14 protein-coding genes are annotated in these 17,908 nt (G+C 42.2%); 7 read left to right on the top strand and 7 right to left on the bottom strand.

Features of this window, described 5'->3' with window-relative positions:
- Nucleotides 1-173 precede the first annotated feature (173 nt).
- Entirely contained in the window at nt 174-1,451 is a 1,278-nt protein-coding gene (locus ACP7AA_RS01520; protein ID WP_426222429.1) for a hypothetical protein, read from the bottom strand.
- 146 nt (nt 1,452-1,597) lie between these two features.
- Here ACP7AA_RS01520 and ACP7AA_RS01515 point away from each other — a divergent pair, with 146 nt between their 5' ends.
- Nucleotides 1,598-2,125 (top strand): L,D-transpeptidase, encoded by a 528-nt coding sequence (locus tag ACP7AA_RS01515; protein WP_201620141.1) that lies wholly within the window; start codon nt 1,598-1,600, stop codon nt 2,123-2,125.
- Nucleotides 2,126-2,335: 210 nt separating this feature from the next.
- Complete coding sequence (locus ACP7AA_RS01510; RefSeq protein WP_406947538.1) at nt 2,336-2,950, top strand: nitroreductase family protein; 615 nt, start codon at nt 2,336-2,338, stop codon at nt 2,948-2,950.
- Nucleotides 2,951-3,067: 117 nt separating this feature from the next.
- Here the strand turns inward: ACP7AA_RS01510 and ACP7AA_RS01505 are convergent, their stop codons facing one another.
- Together ACP7AA_RS01505 and ACP7AA_RS01500 are read right to left on the bottom strand one after the other, a co-directional pair.
- Nucleotides 3,068-4,747 (bottom strand): CYTH domain-containing protein, encoded by a 1,680-nt coding sequence (locus ACP7AA_RS01505; RefSeq protein WP_426222428.1) that lies wholly within the window; start codon nt 4,745-4,747, stop codon nt 3,068-3,070.
- A gap of 278 nt (nt 4,748-5,025) precedes the next feature.
- Nucleotides 5,026-6,612 carry an isocitrate lyase gene (locus ACP7AA_RS01500; RefSeq protein WP_201544899.1) on the bottom strand — a complete coding sequence of 529 codons (1,587 nt, stop codon included), beginning with the start codon at nt 6,610-6,612 and terminating at the stop codon, nt 5,026-5,028.
- 939 nt (nt 6,613-7,551) lie between these two features.
- Here ACP7AA_RS01500 and ACP7AA_RS01495 point away from each other — a divergent pair.
- Both ACP7AA_RS01495 and ACP7AA_RS01490 read left to right on the top strand, forming a co-directional pair.
- Nucleotides 7,552-8,541, top strand: a complete 990-nt coding sequence (locus tag ACP7AA_RS01495) for a LysR family transcriptional regulator (protein WP_201563060.1) — start codon at nt 7,552-7,554, stop codon at nt 8,539-8,541.
- 496 nt (nt 8,542-9,037) lie between these two features.
- Complete coding sequence (locus ACP7AA_RS01490) at nt 9,038-10,426, top strand: NAD-dependent succinate-semialdehyde dehydrogenase (RefSeq protein WP_426222427.1); 1,389 nt, start codon at nt 9,038-9,040, stop codon at nt 10,424-10,426.
- Between the two features lie 196 nt (nt 10,427-10,622).
- On the opposite strand, the gene purN is transcribed toward ACP7AA_RS01490, so the two are convergent.
- Nucleotides 10,623-11,324 (bottom strand): phosphoribosylglycinamide formyltransferase, encoded by a 702-nt coding sequence (gene purN, locus ACP7AA_RS01485; RefSeq protein WP_426222426.1) that lies wholly within the window; start codon nt 11,322-11,324, stop codon nt 10,623-10,625.
- Complete coding sequence (gene purM, locus ACP7AA_RS01480; RefSeq protein ID WP_426222425.1) at nt 11,324-12,373, bottom strand: phosphoribosylformylglycinamidine cyclo-ligase; 1,050 nt, start codon at nt 12,371-12,373, stop codon at nt 11,324-11,326. The genes purN and purM overlap by 1 nt, the downstream gene beginning before the upstream one ends.
- A gap of 375 nt (nt 12,374-12,748) precedes the next feature.
- Here purM and ACP7AA_RS01475 point away from each other — a divergent pair, with 375 nt between their 5' ends.
- The 3 genes from ACP7AA_RS01475 to ACP7AA_RS01465 all read left to right on the top strand — a co-directional run bounded on the left by ACP7AA_RS01475 (nt 12,749) and on the right by ACP7AA_RS01465 (nt 15,751).
- Complete coding sequence (locus ACP7AA_RS01475; RefSeq protein WP_426222424.1) at nt 12,749-13,855, top strand: AI-2E family transporter; 1,107 nt, start codon at nt 12,749-12,751, stop codon at nt 13,853-13,855.
- A 322-nt stretch (nt 13,856-14,177) separates the two neighbouring features.
- Entirely contained in the window at nt 14,178-14,981 is an 804-nt protein-coding gene (hda, locus tag ACP7AA_RS01470) for a DnaA regulatory inactivator Hda (protein ID WP_201625464.1), read from the top strand.
- 62 nt (nt 14,982-15,043) lie between these two features.
- Nucleotides 15,044-15,751 carry a DUF2057 family protein gene (locus ACP7AA_RS01465; RefSeq protein WP_201628110.1) on the top strand — a complete coding sequence of 236 codons (708 nt, stop codon included), beginning with the start codon at nt 15,044-15,046 and terminating at the stop codon, nt 15,749-15,751.
- 144 nt (nt 15,752-15,895) lie between these two features.
- Here the strand turns inward: ACP7AA_RS01465 and ACP7AA_RS01460 are convergent, their stop codons facing one another.
- A complete protein-coding gene (locus ACP7AA_RS01460; RefSeq protein WP_201628109.1) occupies nt 15,896-16,381 on the bottom strand; it encodes a Dps family protein in 486 nt (161 codons plus the stop codon).
- A gap of 385 nt (nt 16,382-16,766) precedes the next feature.
- Nucleotides 16,767-17,432: a YcxB family protein gene (locus ACP7AA_RS01455; RefSeq protein WP_201565228.1), complete on the bottom strand. Its 666-nt coding sequence runs from the start codon at nt 17,430-17,432 to the stop codon at nt 16,767-16,769.
- Between the last annotated feature and the right edge of the window lie 476 nt (nt 17,433-17,908).

Raw genomic sequence — 17,908 nt, 5'->3', positions numbered from 1 at the left:
ATTCATTCCAGTCGCACTATATCGATTTTAAAGTCAGTCTACTAGCGACACAACATAAGCAAGAAGAAATAAAAACGGCGCTATTAAGATAGCGCCTTTTTTTATGGGTTTTTGCAGGTTTGTTCGACTATTTTTTGATGATTAAAAAGTTATGTATTAATTGCTGCCACTTATCATTGAGCCGTTTTTGCTTCTTCAGCACCATCTTCATCATCGTCTACCATGACGATAGCCACATCTTGCTGTTGACGCTCCTTAATAAGGTCTTGCTCTACGACCTCTTCTGTCGCCAGTAACACGCCATCAGATTTTTGGCTTTGATATTTAAGAGCGGCAAGCCCGCCAAGCACCCCGATAACAGCTATAATAATCAAGATAACGGGATTTTTCCAGAGGGGTATAGGCGCGTCGTATTCGATGGGCTTTTCACTGGTGGTGGTCGGCGTATTGTCGTTATTGCTACCGATTAGACCCAAACTGACCAAAGGTGGTTTTGGTGCGCTGGCAGGTTCGGAGGTAATACGTAGGCGATTACGCTGCAAGTATATTTCTGAAATTTTAGCCAATTGCAGCAACCAGCGTTGGTGCGGTAAGCTGATAGCGGTCATTTCTGCAAACATCAATAAGTCATTATGTTTGCCTTGCTGAGCATTTGCAGATGAGCGCCCGATGACTTTTAAATAATTACCGGTCGCCAGCTGCATATCTTGCACCGGCTCATGACGTTCAGGTTTAAATGTCGTCAATTCATGCCAGTAAGGATTAAAAGCTGGTGGGGTATCAGCGAGCTGCTCTGTACTTAATAAGGTACGTTCTGTATTAGGGCTATTCTCGACTTCTGCTTTTATTTCTGCTGCCGAGTCTAGAGCACCTTGTGGCGCTGTAATTAGAGCTTTAGCTTCATTCGATTCGATAGAAGTTGGTTCATTGGCGGCAAAACGAGCAGCTGATAAAAACTGCGGTTGTAAGGCGAACCATTTATCCATCTCGTCGTTATCAAGTTGGCTATATTCGGCTAAAATAGCCAGCTCGCGTAAGACAATCACGCATAGAGAAGTGAGCAATATCTGCACTTGCGATGTCGTCGCGTCAATCTGTTTGGCAATGGCTTCACTGGCTTTAATCACGCGAGCATTATCATAAAATATCGCATCCGCCGCTTCATGGCGATGATATAACGTCGCATTGATGGTGGAAAAATTCATCGAGTTATATTGGCGCAGCTCTTTAACCGCGCCGCGCCCAAACAGCTTTTTGCTCACCGCTTGCCCATCATTATGCTGCTGATAAGCAAGCAAGGCACTGACAATGGCTTGCAAGCTGGCATCCATTGCCAAGCGTGCTTGCGGTAATGAAAGCTTGGCCGCATCTGCCAATAAGGACACCATCGGCTTGGTATCTTGATAGAGAAAATCATACATCGACACACGTGTCGGTGAAATAGTCGTCATAATCTGCTAGCATCAAAAAGTGTGCCCCTATATTACGGTGCCAAAAGCCTTGATACAATCCCTTAATAATAGAAAAATTCAATCAACTTACTCATCACGCGGTCAATAATGACATCCATTAGATGAATGACCGCTGGAATCCCTTTATGACAAATAATAAAAACTTTAACAAAAAATCTAATGTGCATTTAGTGATTAATATTGCTCAGCAAAATTTAACTCTTTACCAAGACGATAAAGAATTGACTCAATATACGGTATCTACTGCTAAAAATGGCATTGGCAGTCAGCAAGATAGCGGCTGTACGCCCCTTGGTAAACATTTTATCGCCAAGAAAATCGGCGCAAATGAACCTATGAATGCGGTATTTATTGGCCGTATTCCTACGGGCGAGATATATAGTGCAGAGCTTGGCAAGCGCCATCCTGAGCGCGATTGGATATTAAGCCGTATTCTCTGGTTAAGTGGACTGGAAGAGGGGCTTAATAAAGGCAGCAATAGCCAAGGTGGCTGTGATACCTATCAGCGCTATATTTATATTCATGGTACACCAGACAGCGAGCCGATGGGCGCGCCACTCTCACATGGCTGCATACGTATGCGTAATGAGGATATTATGGAATTATTCGAGCAGGTTAAAGAGGGCACAGCAGTGACGATTATCGCTAATTAACTGCTATTTATTACTCATTCAAGCTTATTATTACTCATTCAAGCTTAAGTAAAACAGAATAACTTTATAGAGTGATTGATAAAATAAACTTTATAGAGTCTAGACGTTATTTAGTATATTGATATAATAGCCTCCTTGTTAATATCAACGTGTCATGCCAAATACGGCACGTTTAATCTACATTCTATTATAATTATCAGGATAATGATGATGTCTAAAGAAAGTCTAGTCACTTTACAACAAGCCTTTGATGAACGCCGTTCGGTATATGCTTTGGGCAATGAGCTACCAGTAGAGCCCCAAGCGATTGTCAATATGGCCGAGCGTGTTTTATTGCATACGCCTTCTGCTTTTAATTCACAATCTTCGCGCTTGGTGGTATTGTTTGGTGCCGAGCATCAGCGGCTGTGGGATATCGCCGAAGAGAAACTGCGTGCAGCCGTTGGTGATGGCGACTTTTCTGGCAGTAAGCAAAAGCTAGACGGCTTCCGTGCTGCCGCGGGTACTGTGCTGTTTTATGAAGATAAAAACGTGACTCAATCGCTGCAAGAACAATTTGCGTTATATGCAGACAGATTCCCCGTTTGGGCTCAGCAAACCTCGGCCATGCATCAATATGCCATGTGGACAGAGCTACGTACCTTGAACGTTGGTGCCAACCTACAGCACTACAATCCGCTTGTTGATGAAGATGCCGCTAAAGCTTTTGCTATCCCAGATAGTTGGGAATTGGTTGCGCAAATGCCGTTCGGTAACATTGTTGAGCCTGCTGGCGAGAAAACCTATCAGCCAGTCAATGAGCGTATGAAAGTGCTAGGTTTATAAAAGCGCTAAGTTTATAAAAAAGACAGCCCATATATAATGAGCTGTCTTTTTTATGCTAATTTTTTTTGTTTGGAGCTGTGTTTATTCTAAGCTTTATCCATACTGCTAAGAGTGTTTTTACCAAAATATTGAGCTGTCTATCACTTTAGCCAAGCGTTTTTCGCTGCGCTTATGGTCTCTTGTTAGCATGGCTGCAAACCAACCAGCGCCATATAGCGCATTGCTGTCTGTCTCTGATTTCAACTGATAGCGCTGTTGATACATTATATGATTGCGATAGTGATTCAAAGCTGTTTGCGCTTTGACCAAACGTTTTAGCCAGCGCTTGGTTTTCTTTTTTGACTTTTTCTTCTCTAATAATGGCGCGGCAAATTCACTGATATAAAGTAAAGCTGTTAACTGCTGATGCAGCTTATGCATTGCTTGCTCTGCATCCTTGTCATCTGTATCAATCTTTTCTATATCGTCACTTTCTGAATTGACGTTTTCTAAGTCAGTAATTTCTGAATCAACACTTCGTGACTCATCATTTTTTAAATCATTATTCTCTACAGTAATGCTATCTGAGTCCGTAGCCTTTTTACTCTCTATTATTTGCGCCACTTTGCCAAGCTTTGCATACTGTTTAGATAGCGTTTTTGCCAGCTTATCGATGACGGGTTTATCCGCTTGCGGTTCAAGGCTTGGGTCGCTCATGGTAAAGGCAATCAGCTCAAGTAAGGTCAGCTGAAAATCATTGGCACCGACGGCATCTTTTGGGGTAATCTTGAGCGTATCAATGTCAGCTGTCCAATCGACGATAGGTGCGCCGTGCTGTTGTAAATCAGGCTCTATATCGGAGGCGAGATAGGCAAGCTTTTGGTAGTCATTAATTAAAGCCGCTGTTTGTTTTATTATTGGTAGCCAGTCTGGATTGATTTCGTCAGAATAGCTGGCGAATGCTTGTAGGGCAGCTTGCAAGCGGGCAATGCCAATGTACAGTTGCAGGATATGGTCATCATCTTCGCTGCCCGCGACGATAGCACTGCTGTTTGGCAGTATTTGCAACAGACAGTTATGCACTACTGCCCGTATAAATGCAGGCATGCTGCTGTCTTTGTTGATAGTCAGCTGGTCAAGGTCAGCACTGACGGCTGGGCTATGATGTTGCCCTGTAATCAGCAAACCACCGCGCTCAGCCTTGGTCACCGTAGACAGGCAAAGCTTATAGCGTTTACACCACGTTTTAGCAGTGGCAAATAAAAAGTCTATATCGCCTGATATTAGCTCAAACTCAATTTCTTGAATAGCGTCGCGCTGGCTATCATCATTACCGTGGATAATTTCTCCACAATCATATGCCATCTCGATATGGTTATTTGCTTCATCGTCACTCTCATCTACCAGCAATCGTGTGGTGCGCTCGACATCGGTCACGTATAACCGAGTAAGATTTTTGGCCAGTTTTTTTAGTTTAAATTCAGCCAAAGCAGGAGCGACAGAGGTGTTTTTATAAATGCTTAAATCGGGCATAAGCGTATTACTATCGAGCATTGCCTGTACCTGCTCATTATCCAGTGGCGCATTGTGCTCTAAACGTGCCGCAATACCGTCGCCACCCGCTTTGATGGTCTGTACCCATGCATCGCCTTCTTTACGAATACGTAAGCCAATACCCGCCTGTGCAAGCTGTTGGTCAGGGGTGTCGTAATAATGGGCCGCCAGTTGCGTTACTTCAGATGATTTAACTTGCGCTTGACGCAGCAAGCCTTTTAGTCGTGATTCTGGTACCAAAAACTTTAGCTCTATCTCTTGCATGATGGCTCCCGATTATTTTAATACTATGTAAATTATTATCTAAGTGATTACCATCGTATGAAAGCTATCGGTGAATAACAAGTAAAACTTTTGTTTTGGTTGACTCAAGTAATAGGAGTAGTGAGTAAATGAACGGCAGTTAATGAAACGATTGCTTAAGTAGCACTGTTATTGCAGGAGATGGGGTTATGTATAGCGCATAAAAAAGCCGCCCTACAAAGTAGGACGGCTTTTCTTAAAACTTTTACTTATAAAGTGTACTTATAAGTGGTCGGACATTAGAACTGGTTCATCGTGTTCTTGCCGCCGCCAGCTTTAAGGGCGTTTTCACCAGAGAAGATTTCTTTGTGATCATCGCCAAGGTCAGAACCGGCCATTGCTTGGTGCTTAACACAAGCGATGCCTTCACGGATTTCTTTACGTTGTACGCCAGCTGCATAAGCAAGCATACCGTCATCACCGAAATAGCCTTTAGCAAGTTCATGAACGCTAAGAGCAGTAGTGTGATAAGTAGGTAGCGTGATTAAGTGATGGAATACACCTGCTTCACGTGATGCATCACGTTGGAAGTTTCTAGCCGCTTCGTCAGCTGCGGTATCAAGTTCAGTACCATCGTAATCAGCACTCATCAAGTCATCTTTATTGTATGCAGAGATGTCTTTACCTTCTTCTTCCCACTGAGCGATAACTTGCTTACGGAAGTTAAGCGTCCAGTTGAATGATGGGCTGTTGTTGTATACAAGCTTGGCTTTAGGCTGTTGCTCTTTGATACGGTCAACCATCATTTTGATGTGTTCTACGTCTGGAGTTGGTGTTTCGATCCATAGTAGATCAGCACCGTTTTCTAGAGCGGTCACACAGTCAAGGACAACGCGGTCGATGTTCGTTTCTTCACGGAACTGATATAGACCGTTTGGCAAGCGAACTGGACGTACTAGTTTGCCGTTGTGCTTAAGTAAGCTGTCGTTTTCTTTTGCATTTTCTAAAGTCACTTCTTCCATTTCGATGAAGTCGATGTATTTAGAAGCAAGGTCGCCTGGCTCATTTGATACTGGGATTTTTTGCGTTAGTGATGCGCCTTCAGAGTCAGTACGAGCAACGATGATGCCGTCTTCAACACCTAGCTCTAGGAATGCATAACGAATCGCATTTAGTTTAGAGATGAAGTCTTCATGCGGTACCGTTACTTTACCGGCTTGGTGACCACATTGCTTAGCGTCAGATACTTGGTTTTCAACCTGAATAGCACAAGCGCCAGCTTCGATCATTTGCTTAGTTAGCAAGTAAGTCGCTTCTTCGTTACCGAAACCTGCATCGATATCAGCAATGATTGGCACAACGTGTGAATCAAAGTTTTCGATTTTTTCTAGGATAGCTGAAGTGTCTTGACCGGCTTCTTCTGCAGCGTTTAGCTCACGGAAGTAGTCGTTTAGTACTTTAGCATCAGCTTGACGTAAGAAGGTGTAGATTTCTTCGATTAGCTTAGGTACAGAGGTTTTTTCGTGCATAGATTGGTCAGGAAGAGGACCAAACTCAGAACGAAGGGCTGCAACCATCCAACCTGATAGGTAGATGTAAGTTTTTGACGTCGTACCAAAGTATTTTTTCTTAGCGTACATAGTTTGCTGGGCAACAAAACCATGCCATGCACCTAAAGACTGCGTGTACTGAGACGTATCATTGTCATAGTCTTCCATATCTTGACGCATGATTTTTGCAGTATATTTTGCGATATCCAAACCGGTTTTAAAACGGTTTTGTGACATCATACGTGCCGCATCAGTCTCGCTAATGTTCTGCCAGTTACCGTGCTTTTGCTTTAATTCACGTACTAAATCGATCGCTGATTTATATGCAGTTGACATCTATAGTCTCCTTGGTGGGGTGTAAAAAACGAAAATTTAATTGTCAAAACAATTAAAGATGGGGCAACTAACTTTTTATCTTAATAAATAAGTATCTTACTAACTTTGTATTTTACTAAAACCTAAACCTAATTCTTATCGTCATTATATCAAGCTTGTATGACATCAAATATGACAGTTTGCGTGATATAGCCAATTTAATATCGTTAAAACTGGGTTGCCGCTTAATTATCCAGCCAGCCTTACTTACCCTAAACAAACCTGCCTATTAATACAAGGCGATTGCTGAACTTGTCAGTTAAAAATTATTCAGTTAAAAGCTAGTGGGTAAAAATATGTGCTGACTATCAAATGATTATAGTTAAGTGACGATGGCTAAATGATAGCGGTAGTAATTGAAAATATTCTATGCTTAAAAAGCTTCTATATGATGTTTAAGCAATATAATGTTTGAGCAATTATGGGTTAGCAGTGTCATATTTGGTGATAAGAGATGTTACAATAATCGATGCTGTCTCTAAGACAGGCGATGACACGATAATTTATGATGGCTCATTGCCCATTTAATCGTATTCTACTATCACGACTCATCTTCAAAATACTTTTATTATTAAGCGGTTAGACTCACTACATTTAACGCTCAGAGCGGATTTTTGTGGTCTTCACTGTATTTGGTCTACGGCAATCACTATAACTGCCTTACCAAGATTTATCTAATTTATGATTGTTATCTTGGGTATTTTATGTGCTTATAGTATATATAAAACAATGGCTTATGCTGGTTAAATTGAGTTATAATAAGCATATTCTAGAAAAGTTTAATAAAAAATATAGTTATATTATGCTGTTATGGCAGCTTTAGTTAAAATAACAGCGCGAAAAATGCCAAGCTTGCTCAAGCTTATTGTGGTATTTATTCTAAGGCAAAGAGAAAAACATATGAATTTGCAGCGGGTTGATTTGAATTTATTGGTGCATTTAGATGTGCTGCTTCGTGAAAAAAACGTCACACGTGCTGCTGAGCAGCTTGGCATTACCCAGCCTGCGATGAGTAATATTCTAAGGCGCTTACGCAAATTGTTTAATGATCCATTGTTGGTACGTTCCTCAGAGGGCATGACACCAACTGAGCGCGCACTTGAGCTACAGCCGCGTATTCGTGAGATACTTGCAGATTTGACCCAAGTCCTCGAGCCGCGTACCGAGTTTCGTCCTTATAGTACCTCGCGCGTTTTCCGTATTATGACCTCAGACTATGCTGAGGCGACTTTGGTGCCAAAACTGGTTAAAGCGCTGCGTTCTGAAGCGCCCAATGTTATTTTGGATTTCTTGACGCCATCTGACGTCTCATATCGTGATATGGAACAGGGTCGGGTTGATCTGGCGATTAACCGTTTTAACGAGATTCCACAAAGCTTCCATCAAGTCTTGGTTTGGCGCGATACCTTTAGCTGTTTATTGTCGTCAGAAAGCCCTTATGCCAACCGCTTTAACCTAAAAAATTATCTAAAAGCGCAGCACGTTTGGGTATCTAAAACGGGTATGGGTGTGGGCTTTGGCGTCAATCCAGAAAAATCTGGCGGACTTGGTTCTATCGATCAGGCGCTACAACGCTTAGGTCAAAAGCGCCAAATCAGTGTTTTTACCCGTCATTATCAAATGCCCGCCATGCTCGCAGCCAATAAAGATCTGATTGCGACTTTGCCGACGCGGGTGGCAAAAATGCAGGCCAATAATGACAGTATTAAAATGGAAGAGCCACCATTTTTTATCCCTGAGTTTGAGCTGACCATGGCGTGGTCGCCCTTATTGCAACATCATCCAGCCCATCGCTGGTTACGCCAACTTATCATGCATGTGGCCCGTCAAATCGTCGATGAAGAAGACAATCCACCGCAAGAAATACCGATTATTAACCATTTATTCTAATACGCTAATAATAAAATGAGCATTTAATAAATGAATAAAACCAGCCCATCTCTTATGTGCTGGTTTTTTTATGCCCATTAGACACTCAGGCTTTATTGATTTGATTCAAGCTATTTATTTACAGCAAAGTTTGCATGATATTCATCAATGACACACTGTTAACATCTCATCCACACTTCTTTATAACTTGTAAAACTATGGTCAAATCCTTTTGTTATGCTAGATGGACATTAAGTAAAAAGACAATTGCCACAAGCATTGTTAAGGAATAGTAGCTAATCGTTAGTGCCTTTAACTATAAATCTCTTAATACAGCTATCTCAATATGAAGTGGCTTGCTCATCTCTCAATATTATTATTTATCTAGCATAAAGACTTAGATAGTAGTTATATACAGTAATCATATTGAGTCATTTATTGATAAAAGCTTCTTAAAAAGAATCTTTATTAATCAATCATTTATTACATAATAATCAAATAAATAAGGATAATTATCATGGCAGATATTACCACTGTGAACCCAGCGACGGGTAAAGACATTAAAAACTATACTTATATGAGCAGCGATGAAGTCAATAAAATTATCGATGCTTCGCATAAAGCCTTTTCAGAATGGCGCTTGGTCAGTGCCGATGAGCGCGCCAAAGTGATTAACTCCATTGGCGAGACGCTGATGAAATATAAAGAAGAATTGGCAAAATTGATGACCGAGGAGCGCGGTAAGACCTTGGAGGCGAGCTTAGGTGAAGTAGATCTATGTAAAGCGATTTGTGATTTCACCGCTGGTGAAGGAATTGCCGCGCTAGCGGATGATGAGCGCGATATCGAAGGCATTAAAAAAGGTTTAATCAGCTACAATCCTATCGGTATTATCTATGGTATCCAGCCATGGAACTTTCCCGCGTATCAAGTATTCCGCTATACCATTGCCAACTTAATGGCTGGTAATAGTATCTTGCTTAAGCATGCTTCAAACGTAACAGGCTCAGGTTTGTTGATTGAAAAAATCATGCATGAGTCTGATTTGCCAAACGATTTATTCCGTACGCTCATCATTAACCATGATCAGTCCGAAAAAGTCATCGAGCACGAAAAAGTACGTGGTGTCACCTTAACGGGTAGTGATGTCGCTGGTCGAGTGGTAGCGCAGCAAGCGGCAAAAGTGCTGAAAAAGACCGTTATGGAACTTGGTTCAAACGATGCCTTTATCGTATTAGAAGACGCCGACTTAGACTTAGCAGCTACTACTTGTGCCCATGCACGTTTATATAACAATGGTGAGACTTGCATCGCGGCTAAGCGTTTTGTGGTCGTCGATAGTGTTTATGACAAATTCCGTGATTTGGTTATTGAGAAGTTTAAAGGCTATAAAATCGGCGATCCAATGGACGAATCGACTGACGTAGGTCCGATGTCAAGCAGCAAGCAGCGTGATGAGTTGCATAAACAAGTGCAAGAAAGTGTCAGCAAAGGCGCAACCATTACCTTGGGCGGTGAAGTACCTGATAAGCCGGGTTCTTTTTATCCACCAACAATTCTGGAAAATATCAAACCAGACCAGCCTGCTTATAAAGACGAGCTATTTGGTCCTGTGGCAGCGCTTATTCGTGCCAAAGACCAAGATGATGCGTTCCGAATTGCCAATGACAGTCGTTATGGACTGGGCGGTGCTATCTTCTCAAAAGATGAAGAGAAGGCGATTAATTTAGCCCAGCAGCATTTTGACACGGGTATGGTTTATATCAATGGTTATAACTTAGTCAATCCAGGCTTGCCATTTGGTGGTGTTAAGGATTCAGGTTATGGTCGTGAACATGGTGGCTTTGGTATCAAAGAGTTTGTGAATATCAAAGCAGTTCATGTGGTTGGTAAAAAACCTGTTTAATTATTAGAATGTTTTAGGCTTCTAATTTTAAATGCTTAGTTTTTTAAAAGCCTAGTTTTCTAAATACCTCGTTATTCCGTAACGGGGCATTTTTTTGCTAGCAATTTGCTATAAATACTTTGTTATTTAAGCGCATAAAAAAAGCAGAACCAATTACGGATTCTGCTTTTTAAAATATATAAATAAACTTCAAGCCTTAGTCATTTAACCATAGCTTTAAAGGTAAAGCTGGTAAGCAAGATAATTCAGCATCATCATGCGGATTATTTAAGTCAATAATACCGTTAGCAATTAGTAATATCGTCCACGGTAGCAGTTGATGTTCACCTTTTTGTACGCGTGCTTGCAGGCTATCAGCAGTGTCTTTTTGATTGACTTCAAGCAGCGCCTGGGTCAAAACAGCGCCCGCATCAAGCTCAGCAGTAACCACATGGATACTACAGCCATGATGGCGTTCACCCGCTTGTATGGCGCGCTGATGGGTATCTAGGCCCTTATAAGCGGGCAGTAGAGCAGGGTGCAGGTTAATCATTGGCGCAGGCGCATTATCGATAAATGCGCTACTTAAAACCCGCATAAATCCTGCTAAGACAATCAAATCAGGCTGCCAAGCGCTCAGCTGCGCGCTGGCATGAGTTTCAAAGGTTTTGATACCCATACGTTTGCCGCTAGCAACGTGAGATAAGACAGCAACGGGAATAGCGGCGTCATTGGCACGTGTGATGGCATAAGCATCTTCACGGTTACTGATGACGCCAACAATCTCAATCGGTAGCGCACCAGCTTGCATGGCATTAATCAAAACTTGCAGGTTGCTACCACTACCAGATACCAAAACAGCGACGCGTAACGGCTTAGCTGATTTTTTTGCAATACTTTTTAGATTGTCATCTGGCATTAACGGTACACCACGGCGTCCGCTTCACGGCTAACCATTTCACCCAATTTCCAAGCGTTTTCGCCCGCATCATTTAACGTTTTGATAGCAGCTTCTGCTTTATCTTTAGGCACCACGATGACAAAACCAACGCCGCAGTTAAAGGTGCGGTACATCTCACTTTGCTCGATATTACCTTGGGTTTGTAACCAAGTGAATAGCTCTGAGAACTGCCAGCTGCTGGTATCAATGCTAGCGGCCAAGTTATCCGGTAGTACGCGGGGTAAGTTATCTGTTAAGCCGCCACCAGTGATATGTGACATCGCATGTAAGGCTGAGCTACCAAGGGTATCTTGCAACGCTTTAATGGCTTTAACATAAATGCGGGTAGGTGCCATCAGCGCATCTTGAATAGGCTGACCGTCTAATTGCTCATCACTAGTAGTCACATCAATACCGCTGACTTCGATGACTTTACGCACCAGTGAGTAACCATTAGAATGCGCGCCACTTGAAGCAAGAGCGATTAATACATCGCCTTCAGCGACGTTTTCGCCAGTGATGACTTCCGCTTCTTCAACCACACCGACGCAGAATCCCGCTAGGTCGTAATCGTCGTCTTGATACATGCCTGGCATCTCAGCCGTTTCGCCGCCGATAAGTGCACAGTTTGACAGTTTACAGCCTTCGCCAATACCAGTAACAACAGTCGCTGCTACGTCTACATCAAGCTTTCCAGTTGCATAATAGTCTAAGAAAAATAATGGCTCAGCACCGCACACCAATAAATCATTAACGCACATGGCAACCAAGTCGATACCGATGGTGTCATGGCGGTTTAGTTGTAATGCCAGTTTAAGCTTGGTGCCGACACCGTCAGTGCCCGAAACCAATAACGGTGAGGTGTAACCAGTCGGAATACGACAAAGCGCCCCAAAACCGCCAAGTCCGCCCACAACCTCAGGACGAGAGGTGGCTTTTGCCACTGATTTAATACGTTGTACCAACGCATCGCCAGCATCAATATCAACGCCAGCATCTTTGTAGCTTAAAGAAGGCTTGTTACTCATGGTCATCTCACAAATTTTATAGGGAATGAAGGTCTGTCAGTAGAAAAGCGGATCGGTCGTGTTAATTTTGCAGATAGTGCGCGCATTATACCCAAAAACGACCCCCTCTCGCAAAGCAACTTACCAATATTTGGCCGATATTTAACGAAGAGTGGTAATAAAGGCTAAATAGAGCGCAATAAAAATTTAAGAAACAAAAAATGACTGATTTTTTGTTGTACTCTGCGATAATAGAACGCCAAAGTTGTCGGCAAAACTTACTGTCATGACAATGATAAATATCATTATAAATATAAAGCTATCGGCTACCTATTTCAGCTAAAAAACCATCATAAGCCAGCATTTTACATTGACTTAATCGTAGGGTTACCCTTCATGATAAACCAACCAATAGATCCCTTTTTTCGACGCCTATTCATCGTCGTTGCTATTGTTGTGGCGGTATTTTTATTGTATTTGATGACGCCGGTCATCGTGCCATTTGTCGTGGCTTTTGTATTGGCTTATCTATTCAATCCGCTGGTTAAGCGCTTATCAAAATATATCAAGCGTTGGATAGCCATTATCATCGTTTATTCGACGATTACGCTTGGCATGGTGTTACTACTTTGGTGGTTGATACCGACCTTATGGCATCAGCTGCAAGCAGCGTGGGAATATTTGCCCAAGGTGCTAAACTGGTATAACCAAGTGGTGCGTGAATGGTTTATTAATAACAGCCGTATTCGTCTGCCAGAACTAGAAGCCAAAGGTTTTTCTGATACCTTGGTCGATTATATGCAGACCAATTATAAGTTCGCTGATGCCAGCAGCATGATGAGCCAAATATTGACGTCTAGTATGAATTTTATCAATAACGCTGGGCTGATTGTATTGGTACCGATTTTGACCTTTTATTTCTTGTTTAATTGGGATCAGCGCCTGCAAACTTGGAAGATGGCGATTCCAGCCCCTTATTGCAAAAAAGTAATCGGCATTGCTCAAGAGTGTGATCGGGCGCTGATGGCCTTTATCAAAGGTCAGCTGTTGGTGATGGTGCTGCTAGGCGCTATTTATGCAGTACAGTTGCAGCTTATCGGGCTTGAGCTTGGCTTGATTATCGGTATGGTTGCCGGTATTGCCAGCTTTGTGCCGTACTTGGGCTTTGGTATTGGCTTTATTGCGGCGATTATCGCTTGCCTGTTTCAGTTTGGCTTGAACTGGACGTATTTGTCTTTAATCGTTGGTGCTTTCTTAGTCGGGCAGGCCGCTGAAGGCTATATCTTGCAGCCATTATTGCTAGGCGATAAAATTGGTCTGTCACCGTTATGGGTTATCTTTGCGGTATTGGCAGGGGCAAGCTTATTGGGCTTTGTTGGTATGCTTATTGCGCTGCCAGTGTCCGCTGTCCTTAACGTTTTATTCCGCCATCTGTATGCTTATTACCAATCGACTGACTTTTATAAAGGTCGTAAACAATTGGCCTTATTTGATAAAAAGTAAAATGATAAAGAATAGGTTAAAAAATAACTTTGCGAGAAATAAGCATTTTATGGCTCTAGTCACATCAATTGCCTAATAATTTTATAGCGCGATTAGGAGTCGGTATTCACTTATAAAGTGGATAAATAGGGATTGATTGAGCTTAATGGGTAAAAGACTTGTCAGTCATTTTGCAAATATGTTATATATAGGCGCAGTATTAACGGTATTGACCGTTACTAGGTTGGCTTTGATAAATGTAAAAGTTAGCAAAGCCAGTTTAAAGAATATTAGTCGTTTAGCCTTTTTAGTGATTGCGCTACGCAAACCGAGTTGATGATTCATGGCAGAAGCACAGCTAAGTCTCAATCTGGACATTAAGCATGATGCGAGTCTCAGCGACTTTGCCGGTCCGGGTTGGATGTCTATTATCGATGCAGTGCGGCAGCTACATGTCGGCCTGATTGGCCAGCTGTACCTATTTGGCAGCCCAGAGACGGGCAAGTCGCACTTATTATCCGCCGTTTGTGAGTCATTTATTGAGATGGATAAATCAGCGATTTGTCTATCATTGAATGAACTGATTCATACCGATGTCAATGTCCTATCCTCTTTAGAGAACTTTTCCCTGATTGCGATTGATGATTTAGAGGTGCTTGAACAAAGCAGCCAATGGCAAGAGGCTCTATTTCATCTGATTAATCGTAGCCGCGAAGGGCAGCGTCAGCTGTTGTTTGCTTCCAATAAACCGGCGACCGAATTGCCGTTTCAGCTAACAGACTTGCTCACCCGTTTGGCACAATCGCCAAGCTTTAAAGTGCCAAATGGTCATGATTTGGCTGACCGTCAAGCTTTGTTGCAGTCTATCCTACGTCGGCGTGGTTGGCAGTTTGATGAGCGTATTATTAATCATCTACTGACCGAAGGGCCGCATCGTATCGGCTCTATGATGGAGGTGCTGAACTACATTCAGCCGATGTTCTCCAATCTTGGCCGCAGTAATATATCCAAGGCGGTCATCAGCGATGCGCTGCGCACGATTGATGAGCAGACGCTTGCTGCAGAGCTTGCTGATATCGCGCAGGAGACGCAAGTAGATAATGAGGTCGCCAACCAAGACCAACATACCATGCCGCTTGATTTTTAACATAAACCGCTATCTTTCTGTAGAAATTTTAGAAATTACCTTTACTATTCATGGAATAACTTATGAAAACAAACGCTTCTTTGCTAAAAAAACTGACGATGGGCACATTACTAATTACTGCTGGCTCAGTCTCTATGCTATCGCATGCGGCAGTAACCTTGCTGGTTGATGACCATATCAAAGTAACCGCTATTAACGGGCAGGAAATCCAGCAAAGTGCGTTTCAGCCATTAAAGAAATCTTTTACCTTAGAGCCAGGTCAGCATGCGATTACCGCTAAGTATGACCGCTTATACAATTTACCGCGTGATGAGCACGATTATTTGCGCTCGGGCAACGTGAGTGTGACGGCAGAACTGGTGGACAATCAAACCTATCGTCTTACCATGCCAAATCAGCCAGAAAAATATGCAGCGGCGAAAGAGTATGCTAAGCGTCCAACACTGGCAGTGCAGCAGAACAACACAGTAGTAGCTAGCCAGCAGAGTCTGGGCGGCAATCAAGGTGGTTTGCTATCAGGTTTGGGCAAAGCCTTAGGTGGCGTGTTTGGTGGTGCTGATGATGCCGAGCTACAAAACCAACGTGCGATTGCGGCTTTAGATAAGCCTGCTATCAGCACTCAAAGCAATGTCAGCACAGGCGCAGTTACTACCGTTAAGCAAACGACAAGCGCTGCTTCATCTACCAGTACTCTAGATCAGTTTATGCAGATTTGGCTACAAGCGACTCCAGCAGAGCGTGAAAAAATGCGTCAGTGGATTCAGAAGTAAAATGATTGAGCAGTAAGTAGCGATTGGTAAAAAAGCATAAAAAAAGCACCTAATCTAATTAGGTGCTTTTTTCTTACTGACTATTTTAATAATAAACTGTTTTACGAATAGCTAGTTTAGTGATGAATTATTCTTCAGTAGTTATTAGCCTAAAAAAGCGTTGTACATCCAAATAAGCTTTTCTTGCTGCTGTACATAATCATCTACTAAGTCTGCTGTACCTTGGTCTTCGCTTTCTACTGCCAGTGCTGAAACCTCACGCTGCTCAGCGATAAGCGATTGTAGACCAGTCACCACACCTTTCACGCAAGCATTACCATCTTTCACGTTTTTATCTTCTTGAATGCTGGTATGTTGGCTAAAGTCGCTATATGCATGTAACGGCGTGCCACCTAAGGTTAAAATACGCTCAGCGATTTCATCGATTTCTATTTGTAAGCTGGTATATAACTCTTCAAATTTTGGATGCAATGTGAAGAAGTGCTCACCTTTTACGTTCCAATGATAACCACGCACGTTAATATAAAACATATGGTAGCTTGATAGTAGGCTGTTAAGCTTAGCAATCACTTCGCTCATATCTGATTTTTCTAGACCGATTTGGTTGGTCGCATTATTAGTATTACTCATAATATTATCCTTATAGTTTGAGTGTTGATTTAATAGATTGGTTATTGTTATAGACTTAGTATTCGACATACTCATGTGAGTATAGGAGCACTAAGTTAAATATAGAAGCCTAAGAGTGTAGCAAGTCATCTCCTGCATTGCTATGCTCGTTATATGTCTGCTATATTTTTATCTCTTCTACACCTTGTCTGTTGATGCTTATTATAATAGCAAAGAAACCATGACAAGTTAAATTCAATTAATCGAAGTCTGTAATTGATTTACCTAAACCACGGTGTCTTTACTATTTAGTCTTTGCTATTAAGTCTACATTATACAATTTAAGCTATCCAATCTATTCTATTCTATAAGGCTAATACTTCATGCCAACCACCTAGCAGCTGATTTATACTTTTGCAGGTGGTTGCAAGTTTTCAGGATTTAAGCCTTTAGCAGGAATGACTTCTAATAAATGCTGACGTACCGTATCGATTGGAAACTTCTGTGCTTGTAAGCGCTTCGGAACGATTTGGCTGCCTTGCTGACCTTTCATCTCAAACATCATAAAGATATAGTCATCGGTCTCATCCCAACTTTTAATCGACGTCCAAGGGATAACTGCTTGCTGAGTGCTACCGGGACGCATTTGCATGCCGCGCATCTGATTGCTATTAAACATGTCAGGTTGATTGACTGGCATTGCCATCACAAGACCGTGCTTTTGTACGCCCAATTTCATCTGACGCATCTCATCGGGCATCTCTTGGTCAGCGACTTGTTTTTCAAACTCTCTTTTGACATACCATTTAAAGCCAAGGGTACGCACCAATAGATAAATAACCACAGACGCTAGCATGAGCCAAAAAATGATGGTCGAGTAACCGGTCAAAAAAACCAAACCAGCAAGGGCTAAAATGACAACCACTGCCATAATAATCCACTCTTTCATCTTAATGCTCGACAGACCAAAAGATGGGCTGGCACTGGCAAATAGCTCATACTGTGCTTGGTGAAATTCAGCCTCGGTTAAGTTTAAGGCGACAGGTTGTAGCGTGTAGGGGTACAGGGCCATAAAGGTTTCTCAGATACGTATGTTAAAAGCGTGGGATGAAAAGCGCCAAAGCGAAGCTGTAATACTATGCTTGGCTGGGCTTGGCTGGAAGTAGAATAAAGATATGCGCTTATCTTACCGAAAACTGCTCTTAAATGAAACATATAAGCGGCTATGTTCATGGATAGCCCGGTTATTTCTCAGATAGCATCGTTATTTATAATAGCGTCAATGATAGAAGTTGATTCATAAGAGAATTGTGCGGCTCATATTATTGCTTATTTACTCCGTAAAGCTGGCGCAAAAAAACAGGCTAGATTGTGGCAAAATATAGCCAAAATATGGTCAAATCTGCTGGGTCTTGGTATGATAGTGGCTATCATTTATTCTTATGATTGACATGGCGTCATTGCGAAGCTTTATAACGATATTATAAGGCTCTGCGCGCCATTTTTTGTTTTACCTCATTACCCCATTACTTGGCTACTTATACTTAA

Origin of the sequence: Psychrobacter sp. DWR1-2-3, from assembly GCF_049896465.1 — a bacterium.
Classification (GTDB): Bacteria; Pseudomonadota; Gammaproteobacteria; order Pseudomonadales; family Moraxellaceae; genus Psychrobacter; species Psychrobacter maritimus.
The sequence above is the reverse complement of the archived record's forward strand: the minus strand, read 5'-3'. Positions and strand labels throughout refer to the sequence as shown.

Excerpts from the sequence above, each read along its gene's own strand:
- ACP7AA_RS01520 (WP_426222429.1), bottom strand. The coding sequence starts at position 1,451 with ATGACGACTATTTCACCGACACGTGTGTCGATGTATGATTTTCTCTAT.
- ACP7AA_RS01515 (WP_201620141.1), top strand. The coding sequence starts at position 1,598 with ATGACAAATAATAAAAACTTTAACAAAAAATCTAATGTGCATTTAGTG.
- ACP7AA_RS01510 (WP_406947538.1), top strand. The coding sequence starts at position 2,336 with ATGTCTAAAGAAAGTCTAGTCACTTTACAACAAGCCTTTGATGAACGC.
- ACP7AA_RS01505 (WP_426222428.1), bottom strand. The coding sequence starts at position 4,747 with ATGCAAGAGATAGAGCTAAAGTTTTTGGTACCAGAATCACGACTAAAA.
- ACP7AA_RS01500 (WP_201544899.1), bottom strand. The coding sequence starts at position 6,612 with ATGTCAACTGCATATAAATCAGCGATCGATTTAGTACGTGAATTAAAG.
- ACP7AA_RS01495 (WP_201563060.1), top strand. The coding sequence starts at position 7,552 with ATGAATTTGCAGCGGGTTGATTTGAATTTATTGGTGCATTTAGATGTG.
- ACP7AA_RS01490 (WP_426222427.1), top strand. The coding sequence starts at position 9,038 with ATGGCAGATATTACCACTGTGAACCCAGCGACGGGTAAAGACATTAAA.
- purN (WP_426222426.1), bottom strand. The coding sequence starts at position 11,324 with ATGCCAGATGACAATCTAAAAAGTATTGCAAAAAAATCAGCTAAGCCG.
- purM (WP_426222425.1), bottom strand. The coding sequence starts at position 12,373 with ATGAGTAACAAGCCTTCTTTAAGCTACAAAGATGCTGGCGTTGATATT.
- ACP7AA_RS01475 (WP_426222424.1), top strand. The coding sequence starts at position 12,749 with ATGATAAACCAACCAATAGATCCCTTTTTTCGACGCCTATTCATCGTC.
- hda (WP_201625464.1), top strand. The coding sequence starts at position 14,178 with ATGGCAGAAGCACAGCTAAGTCTCAATCTGGACATTAAGCATGATGCG.
- ACP7AA_RS01465 (WP_201628110.1), top strand. The coding sequence starts at position 15,044 with ATGAAAACAAACGCTTCTTTGCTAAAAAAACTGACGATGGGCACATTA.
- ACP7AA_RS01460 (WP_201628109.1), bottom strand. The coding sequence starts at position 16,381 with ATGAGTAATACTAATAATGCGACCAACCAAATCGGTCTAGAAAAATCA.
- ACP7AA_RS01455 (WP_201565228.1), bottom strand. The coding sequence starts at position 17,432 with ATGGCCCTGTACCCCTACACGCTACAACCTGTCGCCTTAAACTTAACC.